Consider the following 16,100-nt stretch of genomic DNA (forward strand, 5'->3'; position numbering starts at 1 on the left):
TTCGGGGTGTGAACCTCCTCACCCCCGCTGCTCCGCTTGACGTCTCGACCCCGGGCGTCAGCGTCGTCGCGCTCGCAGGCGGAAGATGGCGAGTGACCTCGCGCCAGGGAGCCATGCTCGGCCACCTCGAAGTCGTCGATACCGAAGCGGGGCAGGCCTTTCGGGCGATGAGGTTCAGCGTGCGCGAGCGCGGATTCCGGATGCTGGGCGAATTTCGCACCGCGACCGCCGCTACCGACGCCCTGCGTTTCGGGTGAGTCAGCGCGTCAGATGACTGACTTCCGCATGGGCACAGGGTAGGGTCCGGGCATGCAGTGGTGGAATGACATCGTCAGGTGGTTCACGTCCGACGACGGGTGGCGCATCACATCCGGTGCGATCATTCCGTTCGTCTCGATCGTGCTCGCCGGCATTATTGGCGCCGGTATCGGGCGCTCGGGCGTCAAGCGTTTAGTCGACCAGCGCGACCATGAGACGCGTGTCGCGGCGGTCTCCGCACTGGTCACCGCGGGGCACAATGCCGTGCGCTGGCAGAGCCAAGGACCTGACGCTCGCGAACATTCGCAGCAAGTCGCAACCGAGGCGGACGTGTCGGTGCGGCTGCTGCCGGTGGTCGGCGCCGACCTTGCCGCCGACTGGGCCGCGCACCAGCTCGAAGCGATGCGCGTCAACTCGGCGAACTTCGGCCTGCAGTCCGACGACAGTCTTGCCGAGTACCAGAACCGTCTCGTGAGCTGGCTGCGGCATCCCAAGCGGGCGAAGAAGCTGTTCACCTCCGACCTCGACAAGTGGGACTACGACAACATCCCGGTCGACGAGTTGCAGAAGCCAGCCGCCCCGGCAACCGAGACAACGACACCGACCAGCTAGTTGATCGCGATGATCTTGGCGCTCCACGGGCAGTACTGATCGCTCGTCACGGTCCGGTCTTCGACGTAGGACGGCAGTCCGTCGCAGACCTCGATCGTGGAGTCGGCGAATTCAAGCGTCGCGGGGTCGATGTGCCACGACCACGGGGCGTTGGGACCTGGGTCGTCGCGCACGACCGTGCCGTTGGGGATGGATGCGACATCCTTGCCGTCGAGCAGATCATGCGCGTGCTGCACCAGTTCGGGGGTGACGAGTTCGATCTTGTAGGTCTCCCCGACCACCTGGAACGTCGCAACCGGATTGTGCGCCGGCCCACAGCCCGCAAGCGCAACGATCCCGAGCGTGGCGGCTGCCGCCGCGAAGGTGACCCTTGACAGTGATGTGCGGATCATGTCCCCCTGGAGAGATTCGAACTCCCGACAAGATGGGTAGAAACCACCTGCTCTATCCCCTGAGCTACAGGGGGGCTGGCCCAGTCTAAAGGCGCACTCTGTATGCCTGTGTTATATAACACGCGCATATACTTTCCTCATGAATGTCGATGTGATCGAATCTCTCGTGGTCGCCTCCCACCGCCTCACGCAACTCGCGGCGCAGGCGACCGGCGACCGGACTCCCGCTGCGGTGTGGCGCACGCTCTCGGTACTGCAGCACGAAGGGCCGCTCCGCGTCGGCACTCTCGCGGCGCTGAGCCGGGTCACCCAGCCGGGCATCACCCGCTTGGTCGGCACAATGCATGACGACGGGTACGTCGAACGCATCTCGGATGCCACCGACTCGCGGGCGTCAGTGATCTCGGTCACCCGGGTCGGTGTTGCCGCGCTTGAGGAATGGCGTCACACGATCGCCCGCACGATGGAGCCGGCCTTCGGCTCCCTCGACGAGCAGGACTGGGCCGCGCTCTCCCGCGCCGCCGAGATCCTCGCCACCCGCACCGCGAGCGCCACGGCGGTGGCGTCATGAGCGGGAAGGTCAGCATCCTGAAGCAGCCGCGTACCGTCTGGGCCGTCGCCTTCGCCTGCGTCGTCGCCTTCATGGGCATCGGCCTCGTCGACCCGATCCTGCCGGCAATCTCGGCACAACTCGACGCCACCCCCACCCAGGCCGAACTGCTGTTCACCAGCTACCTGTTCATCACCGGTTTGGCGATGCTGGTCACCAGTTTCATCTCGAGCCGCATCGGCGCCCGGCCGACCTTGCTGATCGGGCTGGCCCTCATTGTCGTGATGGCACTGTGCGCCGCCCTCGCGAACGATGTGGATGTCGTCATCGCATTCCGCGGAGGGTGGGGGCTCGGCAACGCCCTCTTCATCTCCACCGCACTCGCCACGATCGTCGGAGCGGCAGCCGGCGGAAGTGGCGCCGCGATCGTGCTCTACGAGGCCGCCCTCGGCCTCGGTATCGCGATCGGTCCGCTGCTGGGTGGACTTCTGGGCACCGTGAGTTGGAAGGGACCGTTCTTCGGAGTCGCGACCCTGATGTGCGTGGCATTCGTCGCCATTTTGGTGTGGCTACCGAAGGAAACCGCCGAAGCCAAGGTCGCTCGGGTGCATCTGCCGCTCTCCGCGCCGCTGCGTGCGCTCGGCAACCCCGCCATCCTGGTTCTCGCAATCGCGGCCCTCTGGTACAACGTCGGCTTCTTCGTGCTGCTCGCCTACACGCCCTTCCCCCTGGGGTTTACGGCGATCGGACTCGGACTCACCTTCTTCGGCTGGGGAGTCGCGGTGGCCATCAGCAGCGTCTGGGGTGCGCCACTGCTGACCTCCCGATTCCGCAGAACGTCGGTGCTCACGGCGGTTCTTCCGCTCCTCGCGGCCGACCTGGTCGTCATGGGGGTGTTCATCTCGTCACCCGTCGCCCTCGTCTGCTGCGTCGTTGGCGGCGGGCTCCTGCTCGGCATCCTGAACACCGTGTTCACGGAGTCGGTGATGAACGCGACCGACCTGCCGCCACGCGTCGCGTCGTCGGCGTACTCCTCGGTTCGGTTCCTCGGCGGAGCGGCGGCTCCCCCGCTCGCCACGACGCTTGCCGCCCTGGCCGGCCCCGCCATCCCGTACTTCCTCGCCAGCGCGTTCGTGGTGGTGGCGGCACTCACGATCGCCATCGGCCGAAAGGCTCTGCACCGCATCGACGGCCCCGCGGTTCCCGAGTTGCTCGAAGCGGAAGCGATCGGGCTCGGCGATACGACCTGACCTGACGACGACGCGTCAACGCCCGGAAGCGAGTGCCGCACCCCGCTTGTAGTCTGGGGGGATGGCATCGAACCCGGATCGTCTGGTCTGGATCGACTGCGAAATGACCGGTCTCGACCTCAGCGTCGACCAACTTGTCGAAGTCGCCGTCGTGATCACGGACTACGACCTCGTCCCCGTCGACCCCGGGTTTCGGGTCGTCATCAAAGCCGACCAGTCGGCGCTCGACCAAATGAACGACGTCGTGGTCGGGATGCACACGACCTCGGGGTTGCTCGACGAGATCCCGAACGGCGTCACCCTCGCCGAGGCCGAGTACGAGGTCAACGAGTACATCCTGAAATTCGTTCCCGAGATCGGCACGGCGCCGCTCGCTGGCAACACGATCGGCACCGACCGCGCGTTCCTCGCCAAGTACATGCCGCGGGTTGATGCCCACCTTCACTACCGCAGCGTCGACGTGTCGAGCATCAAAGAACTCGCCCGACGCTGGTTTCCCCGGGTGTACTTCCAGTCGCCAACGAAGGCTGGCGGTCACCGGGCTCTGGCTGACATCCTCGAGTCGATCCGCGAACTCGACTACTACCGCAAAGCCCTCTTCATCGCGGTGCCCGGCCCGACCTCCGAACAGGCGCAGGCCGCTTCCGCCGCAACGGTGGAGGCGTGGCGGCGCTGGGTACCCTAGAATCGTCAGGTTGCGTATGCAACGCATGGCGGTCGTAGCTCAGTTGGTAGAGCGCTGGCTTGTGGTGCCGGATGCCGCGGGTTCGAGTCCCGTCGGTCGCCCTCAGAACTCCCACGCAGAAGTGTCAGCCTCGTCCACGTCGGTCCCCGACGTAGACGAGGCGACTTCGCGGGAGTCGCTCGTTGCTCCCGACGTGCCGTGGGTGACGATCGTCTGGAACGACCCCGTCAACCTGATGTCCTACGTCAGCCACGTCTTTCGGGGCTACTTCGGGTTCAGCCGCGAAGAGTCTGAACGCCTCATGATGCTGGTGCACACCGAGGGTCGCGCCGTCGTCGCGACCGGGCCGCGCGAAGAGATGGAACGGCACACCGAGGCGATGCACGAGTTCGGACTGTGGGCGACCGTCGCGAAAGCCGACGACTGATGCGCGTTTCACGCAGCCACGACGCGATCGTGCTGGAGTTCGCCGAAGGTGAGGCGGGGGTGTTGCGCTCGTTGATCGACCAGTACCTGGAAGTCGTCAGCGCGGATGCCGGATCAGACCCGGCACTCCCCCGGCTCTTTCCGCTGGCCTACAGCGACGATCAGGATGCCGCCGACGAGTTCGCGCAGTACACCCGCACCGGGCTCGTCGACCGCAAGGCGTCGAATGCCGCCCAGGTATCGCTCGCCCTTGACGAAGAGACCGTGCGTCTCACCCTCGCCGAAACAGAACGGTGGCTCCCGCTGCTCACCGACCTGCGGCTGGTGATCGCCGACCGCATCGGCATCCTGGTCGACTCCGATGCCATCCCGGAAACTCCTGCCGGTGAGGTGTACGAGTGGCTGGGGCGACTGCAGGGTTCGATGATCGACCTTCTGGAGGAGCCGTGAGTTTCGATCTCTCGCCCGAAGGCTTCGAGAAACTCGTGATCGACGAACTCGATGAACTTCCTGACGAGATGGTGGAGGGCCTCGAGAATCTCGTGTTCGTGACCGAGGACCGCCCGGCCGACGGAAGCCTCGATCTGCTGGGACTCTACGAGGGCACCGCCCTCACCGACCGCGACCACTACGGTTTTGGAGAACTGCCGGACCGCATCGTGCTCTATCGCGAGCCGCTCCTGGCGATCGTCGAGACCGAAGATGAGCTGCGCGATGAGGTTCACGTGACTCTCGTGCACGAGATCGCTCACTACTACGGAATCGACGACGACGAGTTGCACCGACTCGGGTGGGGCTGAACTCCCACCCGCTGTCAACCTTCCGCGGGGCCCCGCACGTCGGTTAACGTGACCATCATGCGCAACCGTCTCCTTCTCGCTGCCGGCCTCGCTGCCGCCTCACTCCTTGTTCTCGCCGGCTGTGGCGCCGGGGGGTCGGGTGGCGGCGGTGACACTCCCGGCGCCTCGGGCGGTGGGTCAGGCTCGGGCCTCGTGACCTGCCTTGCCGGTACCTGGAAACTCGACGGTCAGAACAACGCCGACCAGATGCAGGCCTATTTCACCGACCACGGCACTCCCGTCACCTCGACCACCGTCGACGGCGATGTCACCCTCACCGTGACCGGCGCCAACATGACCTACACCTCGGCGATCACCTACACGATGACCGCGTCGCTCTCCGACGGACTCGACATGGTGATCGCACAGAACCAGGCCGGCACGAGTAGCGGGCGGTGGTCGGCGACCGAGTCGAGTGTCGTCTACTCGAACTGGAGCGACGGCATCACGATCACGAACTCGGTCTCCATCGGCGGCCAAAATGCCGATATGCCTCTGGCGATCCCGGCATCGGGCGATGATGGCGTGCCGATGACGACGACGTGCAACGGCGACACCCTGACCACGCATCCGGATGCCAGCCCGTTCACGAGCGTCTGGACGCGCGTCGGCTGACCTGTCACATCCGGTCGCTTTCGGTTTTCAGGAAGTTCTGTGGCAAAACGATGAAGGAGTCTGCTTTCAGGACCCGAATCGTGATCACGACCAACTCCGTTAACAAGATTTCCTGAAAACGGAAGGTGACCTAGTCGGACGCGGGGACGTCAGCCGGAGGGGTTTCCGCCAGAGGGGCTTCCGCCGGAAGGTGGTCGGCGCGGAACTGGATTTCGCCGGTGCGCCCGTCGATGACGGCGTCGGCGAGCAGGTCGGGGCGTTCGCGTGCGAAGAATGCCTGCTCCTGCGACGCCCAGCGATCCCAGTGGGCGAGAAACTGCCCGCCGTCCCGATTCATCGCGCGGCGCTTGCGTTCCGTCTGGTCGAGGCGGATCCACACCGCGAACGTCGCGAGGTCGCGGTTCTCGCGGCTGAGGCATCCCGAGCCTTCGACCACAATGTCCCTTTTGGCGTTGACCTTCTGCCAGCCTGCGGGCTCGTTGCGCTTCCAGTCCCACTTACGAAAACCGGGGTTCGCCGAATCGAGTACGCCCTTGACCATCGCGCTGCCCACCTCGAGCCCGCCCCAGCCGGGGTAGAAGGCGTCGAGCCCGATGTGCTGCGCACCGATTGCATAGGCGAGTTCGTCGGCGAGGGTGGTCTTTCCGGCACCAGAGTGGCCGTCGATCAGAACGACGGTGCGGGGCCAATTTTGCGACTTTGCGAGCGTGCGGATTCGCGTCGCCAATACCTCACTTGCGCGAGGACCCCCTCGTGCCATGGGCACATCGTATCGGCAGACTCCGCAGCGATTCGAGTCCCCGGTTCGGGTGTCGATCAGGACAAAAAGCGAGCGACGCGGTCATCAACGGGATGCGCGCGCAGCTCGGTCAGCGAGCCGACTTGAACGAGGCGTCCGGCTTCGAGGATGCCGATCCGGTCCGCGATGACGGCCGCCTCCTCATGGTCGTGCGTCACGACGATCGTCGTCACTCCCGCATCGTGCAGGATGTCGTGGAGATCCCCCGCGAGACGCTCACGTAGTTCTCGGTCGATCGACGACAGCGGCTCATCGAGCAGCAGCAGCCGAGGCGTGGCCGCCAGGGAGCGGGCGAGCGCGACGCGTTGCTGTTCCCCTCCGGACAACTCGGTGACCCGGCGCGCGCCAAATCCTGCCAGCCCGACCAGCGCGAGCAACTGCTCGACTCGGGCAGGGTCGCGGTGACCGGAGACCTTCAGCGAATACCCGACGTTGCCCGCGACATCGAGGTGCGGAAACAGTTGTCCGTCCTGAAACATCAGCACGAATCCGCGCCGATGCACGGGAATTTTCAGCACCGACTCGTCATCCCATCGGATGTCGCCGGTGCACGGCTCGAGCCCGGCGATCGCCCGCAGCAGGCTCGACTTACCCGACCCCGACGGACCGATCAGCGCGAACACCTCGCCGGCCGGGATCTCGAGAGTCACCGCGTCGACCGCGCGCTTACCGTCGAACTCGACCGTCACATCCCGAAGTTGCAGGCCCGCGCTGCTCATCAGAACGCTCCCGCAGAGTCGATGCGCAGGCGCTCGATCAGGGCGACGACCGCAACGGTCAACGCCGCGAGCACCACGGATGCTGCAATCGCCATGCCGGCATTGTCTCCCCCCGGCAGGCCGATCAGGCGATAGATCACGACCGGGAGGGTCGCGTTCGAGGGGCGGGAAAGAAACGTCGTCGCGCCGAACTCACCGAGCGCGACCGTGAACGCGAGACCGGTCGCGGCCAGGGCCGCCCGCGCCGCAACCCCCAGGTCGATCGTCAGGATGACCCGCCACGGAGCAGCGCCGAGGGTGGCGGCCGCCTCGCGCATCCGGGATCCGACGCTGCGCAGCACCGGCAGCAGAGTGCGAACCACGAGCGGCGTCGCGACCAGAGCCTGTGCGATCGGGACCAGAATCGGCGAGGCCCGCAGGTCGAGCGGCGGGGCGTTGAGGGTGATCAGGAATCCGAAGCCGACCGTGACTGCCGAGACTCCGAGCGGCAACATGAGCGCGCCATCGAGCAGGTCGAGTCCGCGGCGGGCGGAGGGCGAACGCGGGCGACGAGAGAGCAGCACGCTCGTGACCAGTCCCAGCAGCATCGCGATGCCGGTCGCCGCGGCGGCGAAGCCGAGAGAGTTACCCAGCGCCGTCCACGGCGAAATCGCGAGCGCGTTACGGGAACCGGTCGTCGCAAGCGCGAGATAGTTGCCCAACCCCCAGTCGTCGCCGACCTGAAGGGAACGCCTCAACAGCGCGCCGAGCGGGATGACCAACGCCACCGCCACGAGGAACGTCACGATGACGACCGGACGATCTGCGCGACGCGGGCGCCGGGTAGCGAAGGACCGACGCTGGAAGGTCGTGCGGCCCCGCACCCTCGCCGTCACCACCAGCAGGGCGACGACAACGAGGAGTTGCGTGATGCTCAGCACGCTCGCCGCACGAAGGTCGAGAAATTGGGTCGTGAGCAACCAGATTTCGGTCTCGATCGTCGAGTACTGCGCCCCACCGAGCACCAGCACGGTGCCGAACGCGGTCGAGCAGAACAGGAAGACGATGGATGCCGCCGCCGCCACGCTGGGACCCAGACGCCGCAGCGTGATCGTCACGAAAACCCTCACCGGGCCGGCACCCAATACCCGGGCGGCCTCCTCCTGCCGCGGGTCGAGCGACTCCCACGAGACGCCGACAGTTCGCACCACGACGGCGACGTTGAAGAACACCAGCGCCGCGAGGATGGCAAGCACCGAACCGTCGAGCGGTGTGCCCCGAAACAGCGTTCGAAATGCGATCCCCACGACGACGGTCGGCAGCACGAAGGGCACCAGCACGGCGGCGCGCAGCACACCACGCCCCCGGAACCTCAACCTCGAGAGCGCGTAGGCGGCCGGCATCCCGAGCAGGAGCGTGATCGCTGTCGCGGCCGCGGCGAGGCCAACCGTGAAGCCGATGATCCGGATCGTGCGGGGGCGCGAGAGCACCTCGACGATTCCCGCGAGGTCGAGTGCACCGCTCGGGAAGAGACCCCGCGCCAGGATCGTCGCCACCGGCCACGCGAAAAACACTCCGATGAAGGCGACCGGAAGCGCGATCCCGAGAGTCCACGCCGCGATCGTCGCCGGGTGCGCGTTCAGGCGCGTGGAAGGCCTCACGGCGTCGCGATCGCGGCCCACTCGGCGATCCACTTCTCACGGTTCGCGTCGATCCGTGCCGGGTCGAGGTTGTACGGGTTAGTCGCACGTTCCGCGAACTTCGCCCACGCCTCGGGCAGCACGGCATCCGGATTCACCGGAAAGACGTACATGTTGTCGGGGATGTCGTTCTGCACGGTCGTGGAATGCAAGAAGTCGACCAGCTCCTTCGCCTCGACGGGATGCGCCGTGCCGGCGATCACTCCCGCGTACTCCGTCTGGCGGAAGCAGGTGTCCAGCAGCGCGCCCGTCGGTGCGACGGTGCCGCCCTCGGGAACCTCGAAAGGAGGCGATGAGGCATACGACACGACGAGGGGGCGGTCGCCGGAGCTCGATGGTCCCGAGAAGTCGACCTCATACGCGTCACTCCAGGAGGCGTCGATCTTCACGCCGTTCGCAACCAGAGAGGCCCAGTACCCCTGCCACCCGGTGTCGCCGTAGGCGGCGATCGTCGCCAGCAGGAAGGCGAGTCCCGGCGACGAGGAATTCGCCGCCTCGACCACGAGCAACCCCTGGTAGGTCGGGTCGATCAGGTCGTTGAGAGTCTTCGGCTCCGGGATGCCCGCCTGGGCGAACCACTCGTGATCAACATTGACGCAGACGTCCCCCGAGTCGATCGGCGTGAGGTACTCCCCGCCGGAGCCGGCTGGCAGCAGATACTGCCCCTCGGCATCCGTCACGTCTGCCGAGACGTAGGGTTCGAGCACCCCGCCTGACGCCGCCCGGCTCGCGAAGGTGTTGTCGATCCCGTACACGACGTCGCCGAGCGGAGAATCCTTGGTGAGCACCAGTTTGTTCACCAGTTCGCCGGCATCACCGGCCGCCTGAACCTGGACCCGGATGCCGGTTGCTTGGGTGAACTGATCCAGCGTTCCCTCGCTCAACGCGAACGAGTCGTGCGTGACCAGCGTCAGGGTGACCGGTGCGTTGGACGCGGGAGCGCATCCGACGAGAACCAGAATGGATGCGGCGAGAGCAGCGGCTGACGCCAATACCCGATGAGTTGAGTGGTGCACTGTCGTGCCCTTTCCGTTGAAGGGGCACGGGTCGGCAGCTGCCGAAGAGATAGCCTCCCTGCGCCGGCATGATCCGGATCAGGTTCGACGGTCGAAGCGTGGATCGCTTCCTCTCAGCCCGGCACACCGGACTCCCGTGTTCGTCACCGAGCATAACCCCGCCGCGCCGCCGGCTGCGTCTATGCTGACGCCGTGAGTCAGCCCGCCCTCATCGCCGAGGCACACCGTCCCGCCATTGCGAACCTCCCCCTGCGTCAGCGTCCGATCGACATCGTGTTCGCGGTTTTCTTCACGCTGTTCATCGTGACCTCGTGCATCGCGGACATGCTGCCGACCGTCGGGATCGACTTCACGCACCCCACCGGATCTTTCTTGGTCGACTCCAACTACTGGTACGCCCACGACGCCGATCCACTCTTCATGAATCCGCCGGTGTGGATGCGCATGGTGACCGGTCTGTCGGCTTTCGTGTACCTGGCCTTCTACCTCGTGCTCGTGCCGTCGCTGATCCGCGGCTGGAACCGGATCCAACTCCCCGCCGTCATCTACGCCACGATGATTGCGGGAATCACCGGAATCGTCGTTTTTGGGGTCGAATTCTTCGGCGAGCCTGAATTTCAGACCCAGAACCCGGTGAAGTTCCTGGCGTTCAACCTGCCGTACGTGATCGTGCCGCTGCTCCTGCTGGTCAGGATGCGCAAGCCGCTCCCTTTCACGAGAAGGTTCTGACGACGTCCCGCGGTAAGGCCCGGGCGACACCGCAAGAACGGCCTCCCTCGATCATCGACACCACCCATTTCCCCACGGTCTACGGAGACCCGCGGTGAAATTCGTGGGCTCCGGCGACGTAACTCTGGGGAATCGGCACCCTCATCGACGTATTGCGCACGAGGGCACCGATTTCCAAGAGTTAGGGACGTGGCGATGAAGCGCCGCACCCTGATTGCCGGAATAGCGGCCCTCAGCGCGGGGGCTGCCGCCGGAGCGGTCGGCGGAGGGTTCGCCTACGCGGAAACGCCGAAGGCACCCGCGCTTCCCCGCGCCGTCGATCATGCTCGGGTCGTGCCGCACGTGAAAGGAGCACCGACGCTGATGCCAGCGTATTTTCCGATCCCGCACCTCACGAAGATTCCGATCCCGGGCGGGATGATTCACGGGCTTCCCGGCGAGGGCAACCTCATCGCGTTCACGGTTGACGACGGGGTCTCCAGCGACGTCGTCGGCGCGTATGCCGAGTTCGCACGCACGACCGGGATGCGCATCACCTTTTTTGTCACCGCGAGCTACCCGGCATGGAGGGACCACGCGGATGCTCTGCGCCCGATGGTCGAGTCGGGTCAGATCCAGCTGGCGAACCACACCTGGAACCATCCCGACTTCACGAAGATCAGCGACGGCGAGATCCGTTCCCAGCTCGAACGGTGCGGAGATTTCATCCGCACGACTTTCGGGGTTGAGGCAGCGCCGTACTTCCGCCCGCCGTACGGCAACGCGGACGCCCGGGTGCTAGCTGCCGCGCGCGCCGCCGGTTACCCGCAGGCCGTGCACTGGTACGGCTCGATTGGTGACTCCGGCCCGATCTCCGACGAGAACATGTCGATGCTGATCGACCGCTGGGTCACGGCACAGCGCATCGTGATCGGCCACGCCAACCAGCCGACGATCCTCGGGCACTTCGACGAACTGGTGAAGACGATTCGTGATCGCGGCCTTCAGCCGGTCACCTTCGACGATGTGTTCCTGAGGCCCTAACGGCCTTCGTCAGACGTCTCTAGGCGCGAAGGCGCCGATCGACGTGAAGAAGGCGCCGAGCGCCTTGGTGCCCTTGATGTAATTCGCGGTCGCGAAGACTTGGTCGGCAGCCCCGGCGACGGCGTCCAGCGCGGTGCCCGCAACCCCGCCGACCACGGCGCCCACTCCGCCAGCCGCCGACACGGCGACCCCTGCGGCCGAAGGAGACTCCGAAGTCTGTCGCAGATACTCGAGCAGCGCTGCGCTCGGCTCAGGAGCGGTCGAGCCGCCGGACGGGGTCAAAAATGCAACCCGTTCACCATCGACGGACACCGTGAAGATGCCGAGGCCCTTCTTCACCGTCACCGACGACAGCGGACCGCTGAACACGGTAGCCAGCGCGTTGTCGAGACAGGTCAGAGTCGTGCCGTCCGAGATCAGAGCTGCCGGACGAGCGACTCCGAAGAGGTAGTTCTTGCGCCAATAGGCAAGTGTCTTCATCTGGTCACCCTTCATGTGCTCACCCGGCCCAGGCGGATGGGCCGACCCCGCCATCCTTCGTGACCCGCCGCAGATGCTGCTTGCGTACCTCGCGCAGCACCGGGTAGATCGCTGAGAACACCACCATCGGAGCCCGGAGCGCCGGGTTGAAGATCTTGTGGTGGTCGTAGGTGCGCTCCCACCGAAGGATGTAGTTCAGGTACTGCTTCGGCGGTGCCTCGAGTCGACGGGCCGACATGCCTGCGACCATCTTCGACCCGTAGGCGATCTTGTGGCCCAACTCGAAGAGGTGGATGCCGAGGTCGACATCCTCGTGCATCTCGTCTTTCTCGTCGGCGCAGGTCGAATCGCGGACGTCCCGCCAGGCGGTCGCCCTGATTGCCATGTTGCTGCCGAACACGAAGTGATATTCGCGCGTCAGCTTCAGCAGCGCGCGACGCATGTTGTCGTCGGCCCGGGCGCCGAACCGCCGCAGCGGCATGTCGTAGTAGATCATCGGGCCCGTCGCGGCATCCACGATTGGGTCGAGGAAGATCGCGGTGACCTGCTCAACCCAGTCGGGTTCGAGGATGGAGTCGGAGTCGATGCGGCCGATGATGTCGCCGGTCGCGTGGTCGAACCCGAGGTTGCGCGTGGGGGTGATGCCCTGTTTTTCGTTCTGGTGCAGGATGACGATCGGCGCATCCGGAAACTCGATCTGAAGCGCTTTCAGCATCGCCACCGTCGAATCGGTCGACTTGTTGTCGACCACGATGATCTCGTGAGCGGGAACTGTCTGCTCAACGGCCGCGACGACGCAGGCCCGGATCGTGCGTTCCTCGTTGTAGGCAGGAACGACGATCGAAACGGTCGGTCCACCGGTCATGGCGCCACCCTATCCCGCCGTGTGCCGCTCACGAATGGGTACCCGCGACCGGACGGGCAAGCAGGGCAACCTCGGTCGTGCCGCCCTTGGTCTGCTGCCGTCCGACCTCGACAAACCCGAGCCGGGTGTGGAACGCCAGCGACCCGGGGTTCGGAGGCCTTACGTTCACCTCGCAGGTGATCTCGGTCGCTCCGTCAACGCGGGCGACGTCGTCAACGGCGGCGTAGAGTCGCGGGCCGACGCCCTGACCTTGGAGTCGGGGGGCAAGCACGATCCGGTCGACGTAGAGAAAATCGGACGACCGCGCACTGAACCAGAGGTAGTTCTCACTCGCGTAGTCGAGCCCTGGTGCGAGGGCGACGATGAAGCCGGCGACCGCGCCATCGTCAACCACGAGGGTCAGACGGCTGGATGCGATCAGCCCTGCCAGTTCGTCGGCCGGGGTGATCGGTACCGCCGGGTAGGCGCCGTCGTTGATCGCGACGAGCGCGGGGAGGTCGGCATCGACGAAGGCACGAAGCGCGGGGGGCACTCCGCCAGGCTATTCGCCCCAAGCCTGCGTGACGTGCGCCTGCATCCAGTCGAGTGGGTCGATCAGGTTGCGATCGGCATCCTGAATGGTGAAGTGCAGATGCGATCCGTTGCTCTGACCGGTGCTCCCGACCAACCCAATGACCTCGCCGCGCGTGACGGTGTCGCCGAGCGCGAGCGTCATCGACCCTGACCTCATGTGGGCGTAGGAACTGAAGTAGATCACTCCATCGACGTCGTGCTGGATCGTGACGTGCACGCCCCACGATCCGTCGGTCACCGTCGAGCCCACGACGACGCCGTCGGCGATCGCCTCGATCGGATGCCCGTCGCCAGGAACGAAGTCGACGCCGGTGTGGAAGGTCGAACAACCGTCGCAGGAGCGGTAGCCGAAGTAGCTTGAGATCGGCGTCGACGGGTCGACCGGCCATTGGATGACGGTGAACTCGCTGATCACGAAGGCGTCACGTTGGACAGCATCGGCCGAAGTGGCCATCGCGGAACTCGAAACGACGGGTTCGTAGACGAACGACTGCGCGGTCGCATCGAGTTGGAATTGGTGGATCGCGGCGACTGCGGCGGGCGCTGCGAAGACGGCGATTCCGGCGAGACAGAGGGTGGCGGTTGCGGTCACGAGGGCACGGCGGGAGAAAGAGGGCATAGCAGAGCAGAACTTTCGGGTAAGGCCATCGGATGACAGCTGGGCGCGATGGCCAGGAACCACTCTGCGAAACAGTCCTGGACGAGTCCTGGCAAACCCCTGGTGAAGTGCGCAGAGCCCAGCGGCGGAATCCCACCGCGGTTTGGTCGCAAGCGTCGCGCGACGCCGCCCTAGAGTGGTCGGGTGCCAACGTCGTCAGCTACGCCGAGCTCCCAATCCGCTGCCACAACAGCCTCGTCGATTGATCTCTCCAAGCGTGACCTGACCCTCGACCTGGCACGGGTTTTCTGCGTGCTCTTGGTCGTCGTCATCCACCTGCTGTTCATCGGGGTCGGCTTCTCAGCCGACGGCCAACTGGTCATTTCTCGGCCTCTCGAACTGCAACCGTGGTTCGCCGCCGCGACCTGGTTCGGCCAGATCATGCCGCTGTTTTTCGTGGTAGGCGGGTTCGCGAGCATCACGGCTTGGCGCAGCAGCGTTCGTCGTGGGGGAACCGCGGCGGATTACGTGAAGGCGCGCGTGCTGCGGCTCGCGCAGCCGACCCTTCCCCTGTTCATCTTTTACGTCGTCGTGATTGGCGCGGCGACGATCATCGGGATTGACCCGGCACTGCTCGGTTCGGTTGTCATGGGCGCCGGGTCGCCGCTCTGGTTCGTCGCCGCCTACGTCCTCTGCCAGGCGTTTGTGCCCGTCATGGTGCGCTTCCACACCCGCGCCGCGGTGCCAACGCTTGTCGTGCTGCTCGTTGGCGTGATCGTCGTGGATGCTGTCCAATTCAGCACCGCCATCCCGGTACTCGGGTACTTCAACATGTTCTTCGTCTGGCTGCTCGTTCAACAGATCGGTTTTTGGTACGCCGACGGCTGGTTCGCCCGCAGACGCTGGTGGCAGTTGGTCCTGATCCCGATCGTTTGCTACGCCGCGCTCGTTCCGATCGTCTTCCTCGGCCCGTACGACACCAACATGCTGACCAACCTCAACCCGCCAACGCTGCCGCTCGTGCTGCTCGCCCTTGCTCAGGCCTGTCTCTTGCGCCTTCTGCGACCGGCACTGGCGAAGTTGATGTCGACGCGGGGAGCGCGCGCCGTGGTGTTCCTGGCGGGCAGCCGGCTGATGACGATCTACCTGTGGCACCTGCCGATCATCATCATGATCGCGGGCGTCGCTCTGCTCATCCCCGGTGCCAGCCCGGAGCCGGCGAGCCCGGCGTGGTGGTGGTCGCGGATTCTGGTCTACCTGATCGTGCTCGCGGCCCTGTTCGCGCTGTCGTTCCTCGTGGGCCGTTGGGAGCAGCCGCGGGAACTGGGGCCGACACCGCCGATCGTGGTCGTCGCCGTGGCGGCGGTGCTGACCTTCGTGCCGGCGTTCCTCGTGACCGTGCTCTTCTTGCAGTTGTGGCTGGCGATCCTCGGCGCCGGAATGTTCTCGGTCGCCATCCTGCTTTTGGGCCGATGGCCACAGCGCTGGGGTGGGTCAGAAACGGTTACCGCTCGGGATGCCGCGACGACGCCTGGTCGTACGCCGCGTCCCACGGCAGAAACGCGCTGACCAGCGCTGAGCCGACGACGTACTCAGCGACCTCAACCAACAGGGGGCTGACGACACCGGTGCCGGTGCTCGAACCGGTGCTCGTGCTAAAAGTCGGGCCCGCGAGGATGCGCTCGAGGCTCCCCGGAATGCGCGATTCGGCACGGCTTGCGGCACGAGCCAGCGTGGCGGGCTCACTGGAGAGCGGCCGCTCGCCGGTGCCCGTTCCCCGGCTCAACTCCTCGTAGATCTGCGCACGCTGGGTGTCGCTGAGATTGCCGAACGCCTGGGCGTGCACCTGCTCGATGGTCTCGGAGGGTGCGGTGCGCAGGAGGTATCGGTAGCGCTGCACGACGCGCTCGTCGTCGGTCACAGAACGGCGGCGCGGCGCAACGGAAACATCATCCTGTTGCGTCCCGAACAGCCGATCCAGAAAACCCATGA

Annotated in this window: 22 protein-coding genes, 2 tRNA genes and 1 riboswitch; of the genes, 13 read left to right on the forward strand and 11 right to left on the reverse strand. The window is 65.7% G+C overall.

Annotated features, from left to right (window positions below; translation table 11 throughout):
* The first annotated feature begins 8 nt into the window (after nt 1-8).
* On the forward strand, nt 9-257 hold the full coding sequence (locus ABIR17_RS09740) for a hypothetical protein (protein WP_348004181.1): 249 nt from the start codon (nt 9-11) through the stop codon (nt 255-257).
* 52 nt (nt 258-309) lie between these two features.
* Nucleotides 310-870, forward strand: coding sequence for a hypothetical protein (locus ABIR17_RS09745; RefSeq protein ID WP_348004182.1), 561 nt, complete (start codon nt 310-312; stop codon nt 868-870).
* Here the strand turns inward: ABIR17_RS09745 and ABIR17_RS09750 are convergent.
* Nucleotides 867-1,262, reverse strand: coding sequence for a hypothetical protein (locus ABIR17_RS09750; protein ID WP_348004183.1), 396 nt, complete (start codon nt 1,260-1,262; stop codon nt 867-869). The two genes, ABIR17_RS09745 and ABIR17_RS09750, sit on opposite strands and share 4 nt — an antisense overlap.
* Before the next feature lies 1 nt (nt 1,263).
* A tRNA-Arg gene (locus tag ABIR17_RS09755) sits at nt 1,264-1,336 on the reverse strand.
* Between the two features lie 65 nt (nt 1,337-1,401).
* On the opposite strand from ABIR17_RS09755, the gene ABIR17_RS09760 reads away from it, so the two are divergent.
* The 8 genes from ABIR17_RS09760 to ABIR17_RS09795 all read left to right on the forward strand — a co-directional run bounded on the left by ABIR17_RS09760 (nt 1,402) and on the right by ABIR17_RS09795 (nt 5,627).
* Nucleotides 1,402-1,833, forward strand: coding sequence for a MarR family transcriptional regulator (locus tag ABIR17_RS09760; RefSeq protein ID WP_348004184.1), 432 nt, complete (start codon nt 1,402-1,404; stop codon nt 1,831-1,833).
* Nucleotides 1,830-3,062 carry an MFS transporter gene (locus tag ABIR17_RS09765; protein ID WP_348004185.1) on the forward strand — a complete coding sequence of 411 codons (1,233 nt, stop codon included), beginning with the start codon at nt 1,830-1,832 and terminating at the stop codon, nt 3,060-3,062. The genes ABIR17_RS09760 and ABIR17_RS09765 overlap by 4 nt, the downstream gene beginning before the upstream one ends.
* A gap of 61 nt (nt 3,063-3,123) precedes the next feature.
* Nucleotides 3,124-3,747: an oligoribonuclease gene (gene orn, locus ABIR17_RS09770; RefSeq protein ID WP_348004186.1), complete on the forward strand. Its 624-nt coding sequence runs from the start codon at nt 3,124-3,126 to the stop codon at nt 3,745-3,747.
* A 28-nt stretch (nt 3,748-3,775) separates the two neighbouring features.
* A tRNA-His gene (locus ABIR17_RS09775) sits at nt 3,776-3,848 on the forward strand.
* 20 nt (nt 3,849-3,868) lie between these two features.
* Nucleotides 3,869-4,174 (forward strand): ATP-dependent Clp protease adapter ClpS, encoded by a 306-nt coding sequence (clpS, locus tag ABIR17_RS09780; protein WP_348004187.1) that lies wholly within the window; start codon nt 3,869-3,871, stop codon nt 4,172-4,174.
* A complete protein-coding gene (locus tag ABIR17_RS09785; RefSeq protein WP_348004188.1) occupies nt 4,174-4,623 on the forward strand; it encodes a DUF2017 family protein in 450 nt (149 codons plus the stop codon). Before clpS ends, ABIR17_RS09785 begins: the two co-directional genes overlap by 1 nt.
* Nucleotides 4,624-4,691: 68 nt before the next feature.
* On the forward strand, nt 4,692-4,973 hold the full coding sequence (locus tag ABIR17_RS09790) for a metallopeptidase family protein (protein WP_348004306.1): 282 nt from the start codon (nt 4,692-4,694) through the stop codon (nt 4,971-4,973).
* 57 nt (nt 4,974-5,030) lie between these two features.
* Nucleotides 5,031-5,627, forward strand: a complete 597-nt coding sequence (locus tag ABIR17_RS09795) for a hypothetical protein (protein ID WP_348004189.1) — start codon at nt 5,031-5,033, stop codon at nt 5,625-5,627.
* Nucleotides 5,628-5,757: 130 nt separating this feature from the next.
* Here ABIR17_RS09795 and ABIR17_RS09800 read toward each other — a convergent pair whose 3' ends face one another.
* The 4 genes from ABIR17_RS09800 to ABIR17_RS09815 are packed head-to-tail and all read right to left on the reverse strand — an operon-like array spanning nt 5,758 to nt 9,840.
* Nucleotides 5,758-6,387 carry an ATP-binding protein gene (locus tag ABIR17_RS09800; protein WP_348004190.1) on the reverse strand — a complete coding sequence of 210 codons (630 nt, stop codon included), beginning with the start codon at nt 6,385-6,387 and terminating at the stop codon, nt 5,758-5,760.
* A 56-nt stretch (nt 6,388-6,443) separates the two neighbouring features.
* Nucleotides 6,444-7,145 carry an ABC transporter ATP-binding protein gene (locus ABIR17_RS09805; protein ID WP_348004191.1) on the reverse strand — a complete coding sequence of 234 codons (702 nt, stop codon included), beginning with the start codon at nt 7,143-7,145 and terminating at the stop codon, nt 6,444-6,446.
* Nucleotides 7,145-8,785, reverse strand: coding sequence for an ABC transporter permease subunit (locus ABIR17_RS09810; protein ID WP_348004192.1), 1,641 nt, complete (start codon nt 8,783-8,785; stop codon nt 7,145-7,147). The genes ABIR17_RS09805 and ABIR17_RS09810 overlap by 1 nt, the downstream gene beginning before the upstream one ends.
* Nucleotides 8,782-9,840, reverse strand: a complete 1,059-nt coding sequence (locus ABIR17_RS09815) for a thiamine ABC transporter substrate-binding protein (RefSeq protein WP_348004193.1) — start codon at nt 9,838-9,840, stop codon at nt 8,782-8,784. Before ABIR17_RS09815 ends, ABIR17_RS09810 begins: the two co-directional genes overlap by 4 nt.
* Before the next feature lie 38 nt (nt 9,841-9,878).
* A riboswitch (TPP riboswitch) is annotated at nt 9,879-9,979 on the reverse strand.
* A 53-nt stretch (nt 9,980-10,032) separates the two neighbouring features.
* On the opposite strand from ABIR17_RS09815, the gene ABIR17_RS09820 reads away from it, so the two are divergent.
* Together ABIR17_RS09820 and ABIR17_RS09825 are read left to right on the forward strand one after the other, a co-directional pair.
* The gene (locus ABIR17_RS09820) at nt 10,033-10,569 is read left to right on the forward strand and encodes an emopamil-binding family protein (protein WP_348004194.1); all 537 of its coding nucleotides are present in this window, start codon (nt 10,033-10,035) and stop codon (nt 10,567-10,569) included.
* Nucleotides 10,570-10,764: 195 nt separating this feature from the next.
* The gene (locus ABIR17_RS09825; protein WP_348004307.1) at nt 10,765-11,592 is read left to right on the forward strand and encodes a polysaccharide deacetylase family protein; all 828 of its coding nucleotides are present in this window, start codon (nt 10,765-10,767) and stop codon (nt 11,590-11,592) included.
* A 9-nt stretch (nt 11,593-11,601) separates the two neighbouring features.
* Here ABIR17_RS09825 and ABIR17_RS09830 read toward each other — a convergent pair whose 3' ends face one another.
* From ABIR17_RS09830 to ABIR17_RS09845, 4 genes are read right to left on the reverse strand one after another with little or no spacing between them, the layout of a single operon-like run.
* Nucleotides 11,602-12,072: a hypothetical protein gene (locus ABIR17_RS09830; protein ID WP_348004195.1), complete on the reverse strand. Its 471-nt coding sequence runs from the start codon at nt 12,070-12,072 to the stop codon at nt 11,602-11,604.
* A gap of 19 nt (nt 12,073-12,091) precedes the next feature.
* The gene (locus ABIR17_RS09835; protein WP_348004196.1) at nt 12,092-12,937 is read right to left on the reverse strand and encodes a glycosyltransferase family 2 protein; all 846 of its coding nucleotides are present in this window, start codon (nt 12,935-12,937) and stop codon (nt 12,092-12,094) included.
* 28 nt (nt 12,938-12,965) lie between these two features.
* Nucleotides 12,966-13,469, reverse strand: coding sequence for a GNAT family N-acetyltransferase (locus ABIR17_RS09840; protein ID WP_348004197.1), 504 nt, complete (start codon nt 13,467-13,469; stop codon nt 12,966-12,968).
* A gap of 9 nt (nt 13,470-13,478) precedes the next feature.
* Nucleotides 13,479-14,129 (reverse strand): M23 family metallopeptidase, encoded by a 651-nt coding sequence (locus tag ABIR17_RS09845; protein ID WP_348004198.1) that lies wholly within the window; start codon nt 14,127-14,129, stop codon nt 13,479-13,481.
* Nucleotides 14,130-14,312: 183 nt separating this feature from the next.
* Between ABIR17_RS09845 and ABIR17_RS09850 the strand changes: the two genes are divergently transcribed.
* The gene (locus tag ABIR17_RS09850; RefSeq protein ID WP_348004199.1) at nt 14,313-15,677 is read left to right on the forward strand and encodes an acyltransferase family protein; all 1,365 of its coding nucleotides are present in this window, start codon (nt 14,313-14,315) and stop codon (nt 15,675-15,677) included.
* On the opposite strand, the gene ABIR17_RS09855 is transcribed toward ABIR17_RS09850, so the two are convergent.
* Nucleotides 15,613-16,098 (reverse strand): hypothetical protein, encoded by a 486-nt coding sequence (locus ABIR17_RS09855; protein WP_348004200.1) that lies wholly within the window; start codon nt 16,096-16,098, stop codon nt 15,613-15,615. The genes ABIR17_RS09850 and ABIR17_RS09855 overlap by 65 nt on opposite strands.
* Between the last annotated feature and the right edge of the window lie 2 nt (nt 16,099-16,100).

Origin of the sequence: Pseudolysinimonas sp. (genome assembly GCF_039912695.1) — a bacterium.
Lineage (GTDB): Bacteria > Actinomycetota > Actinomycetes > Actinomycetales > Microbacteriaceae > Pseudolysinimonas_A.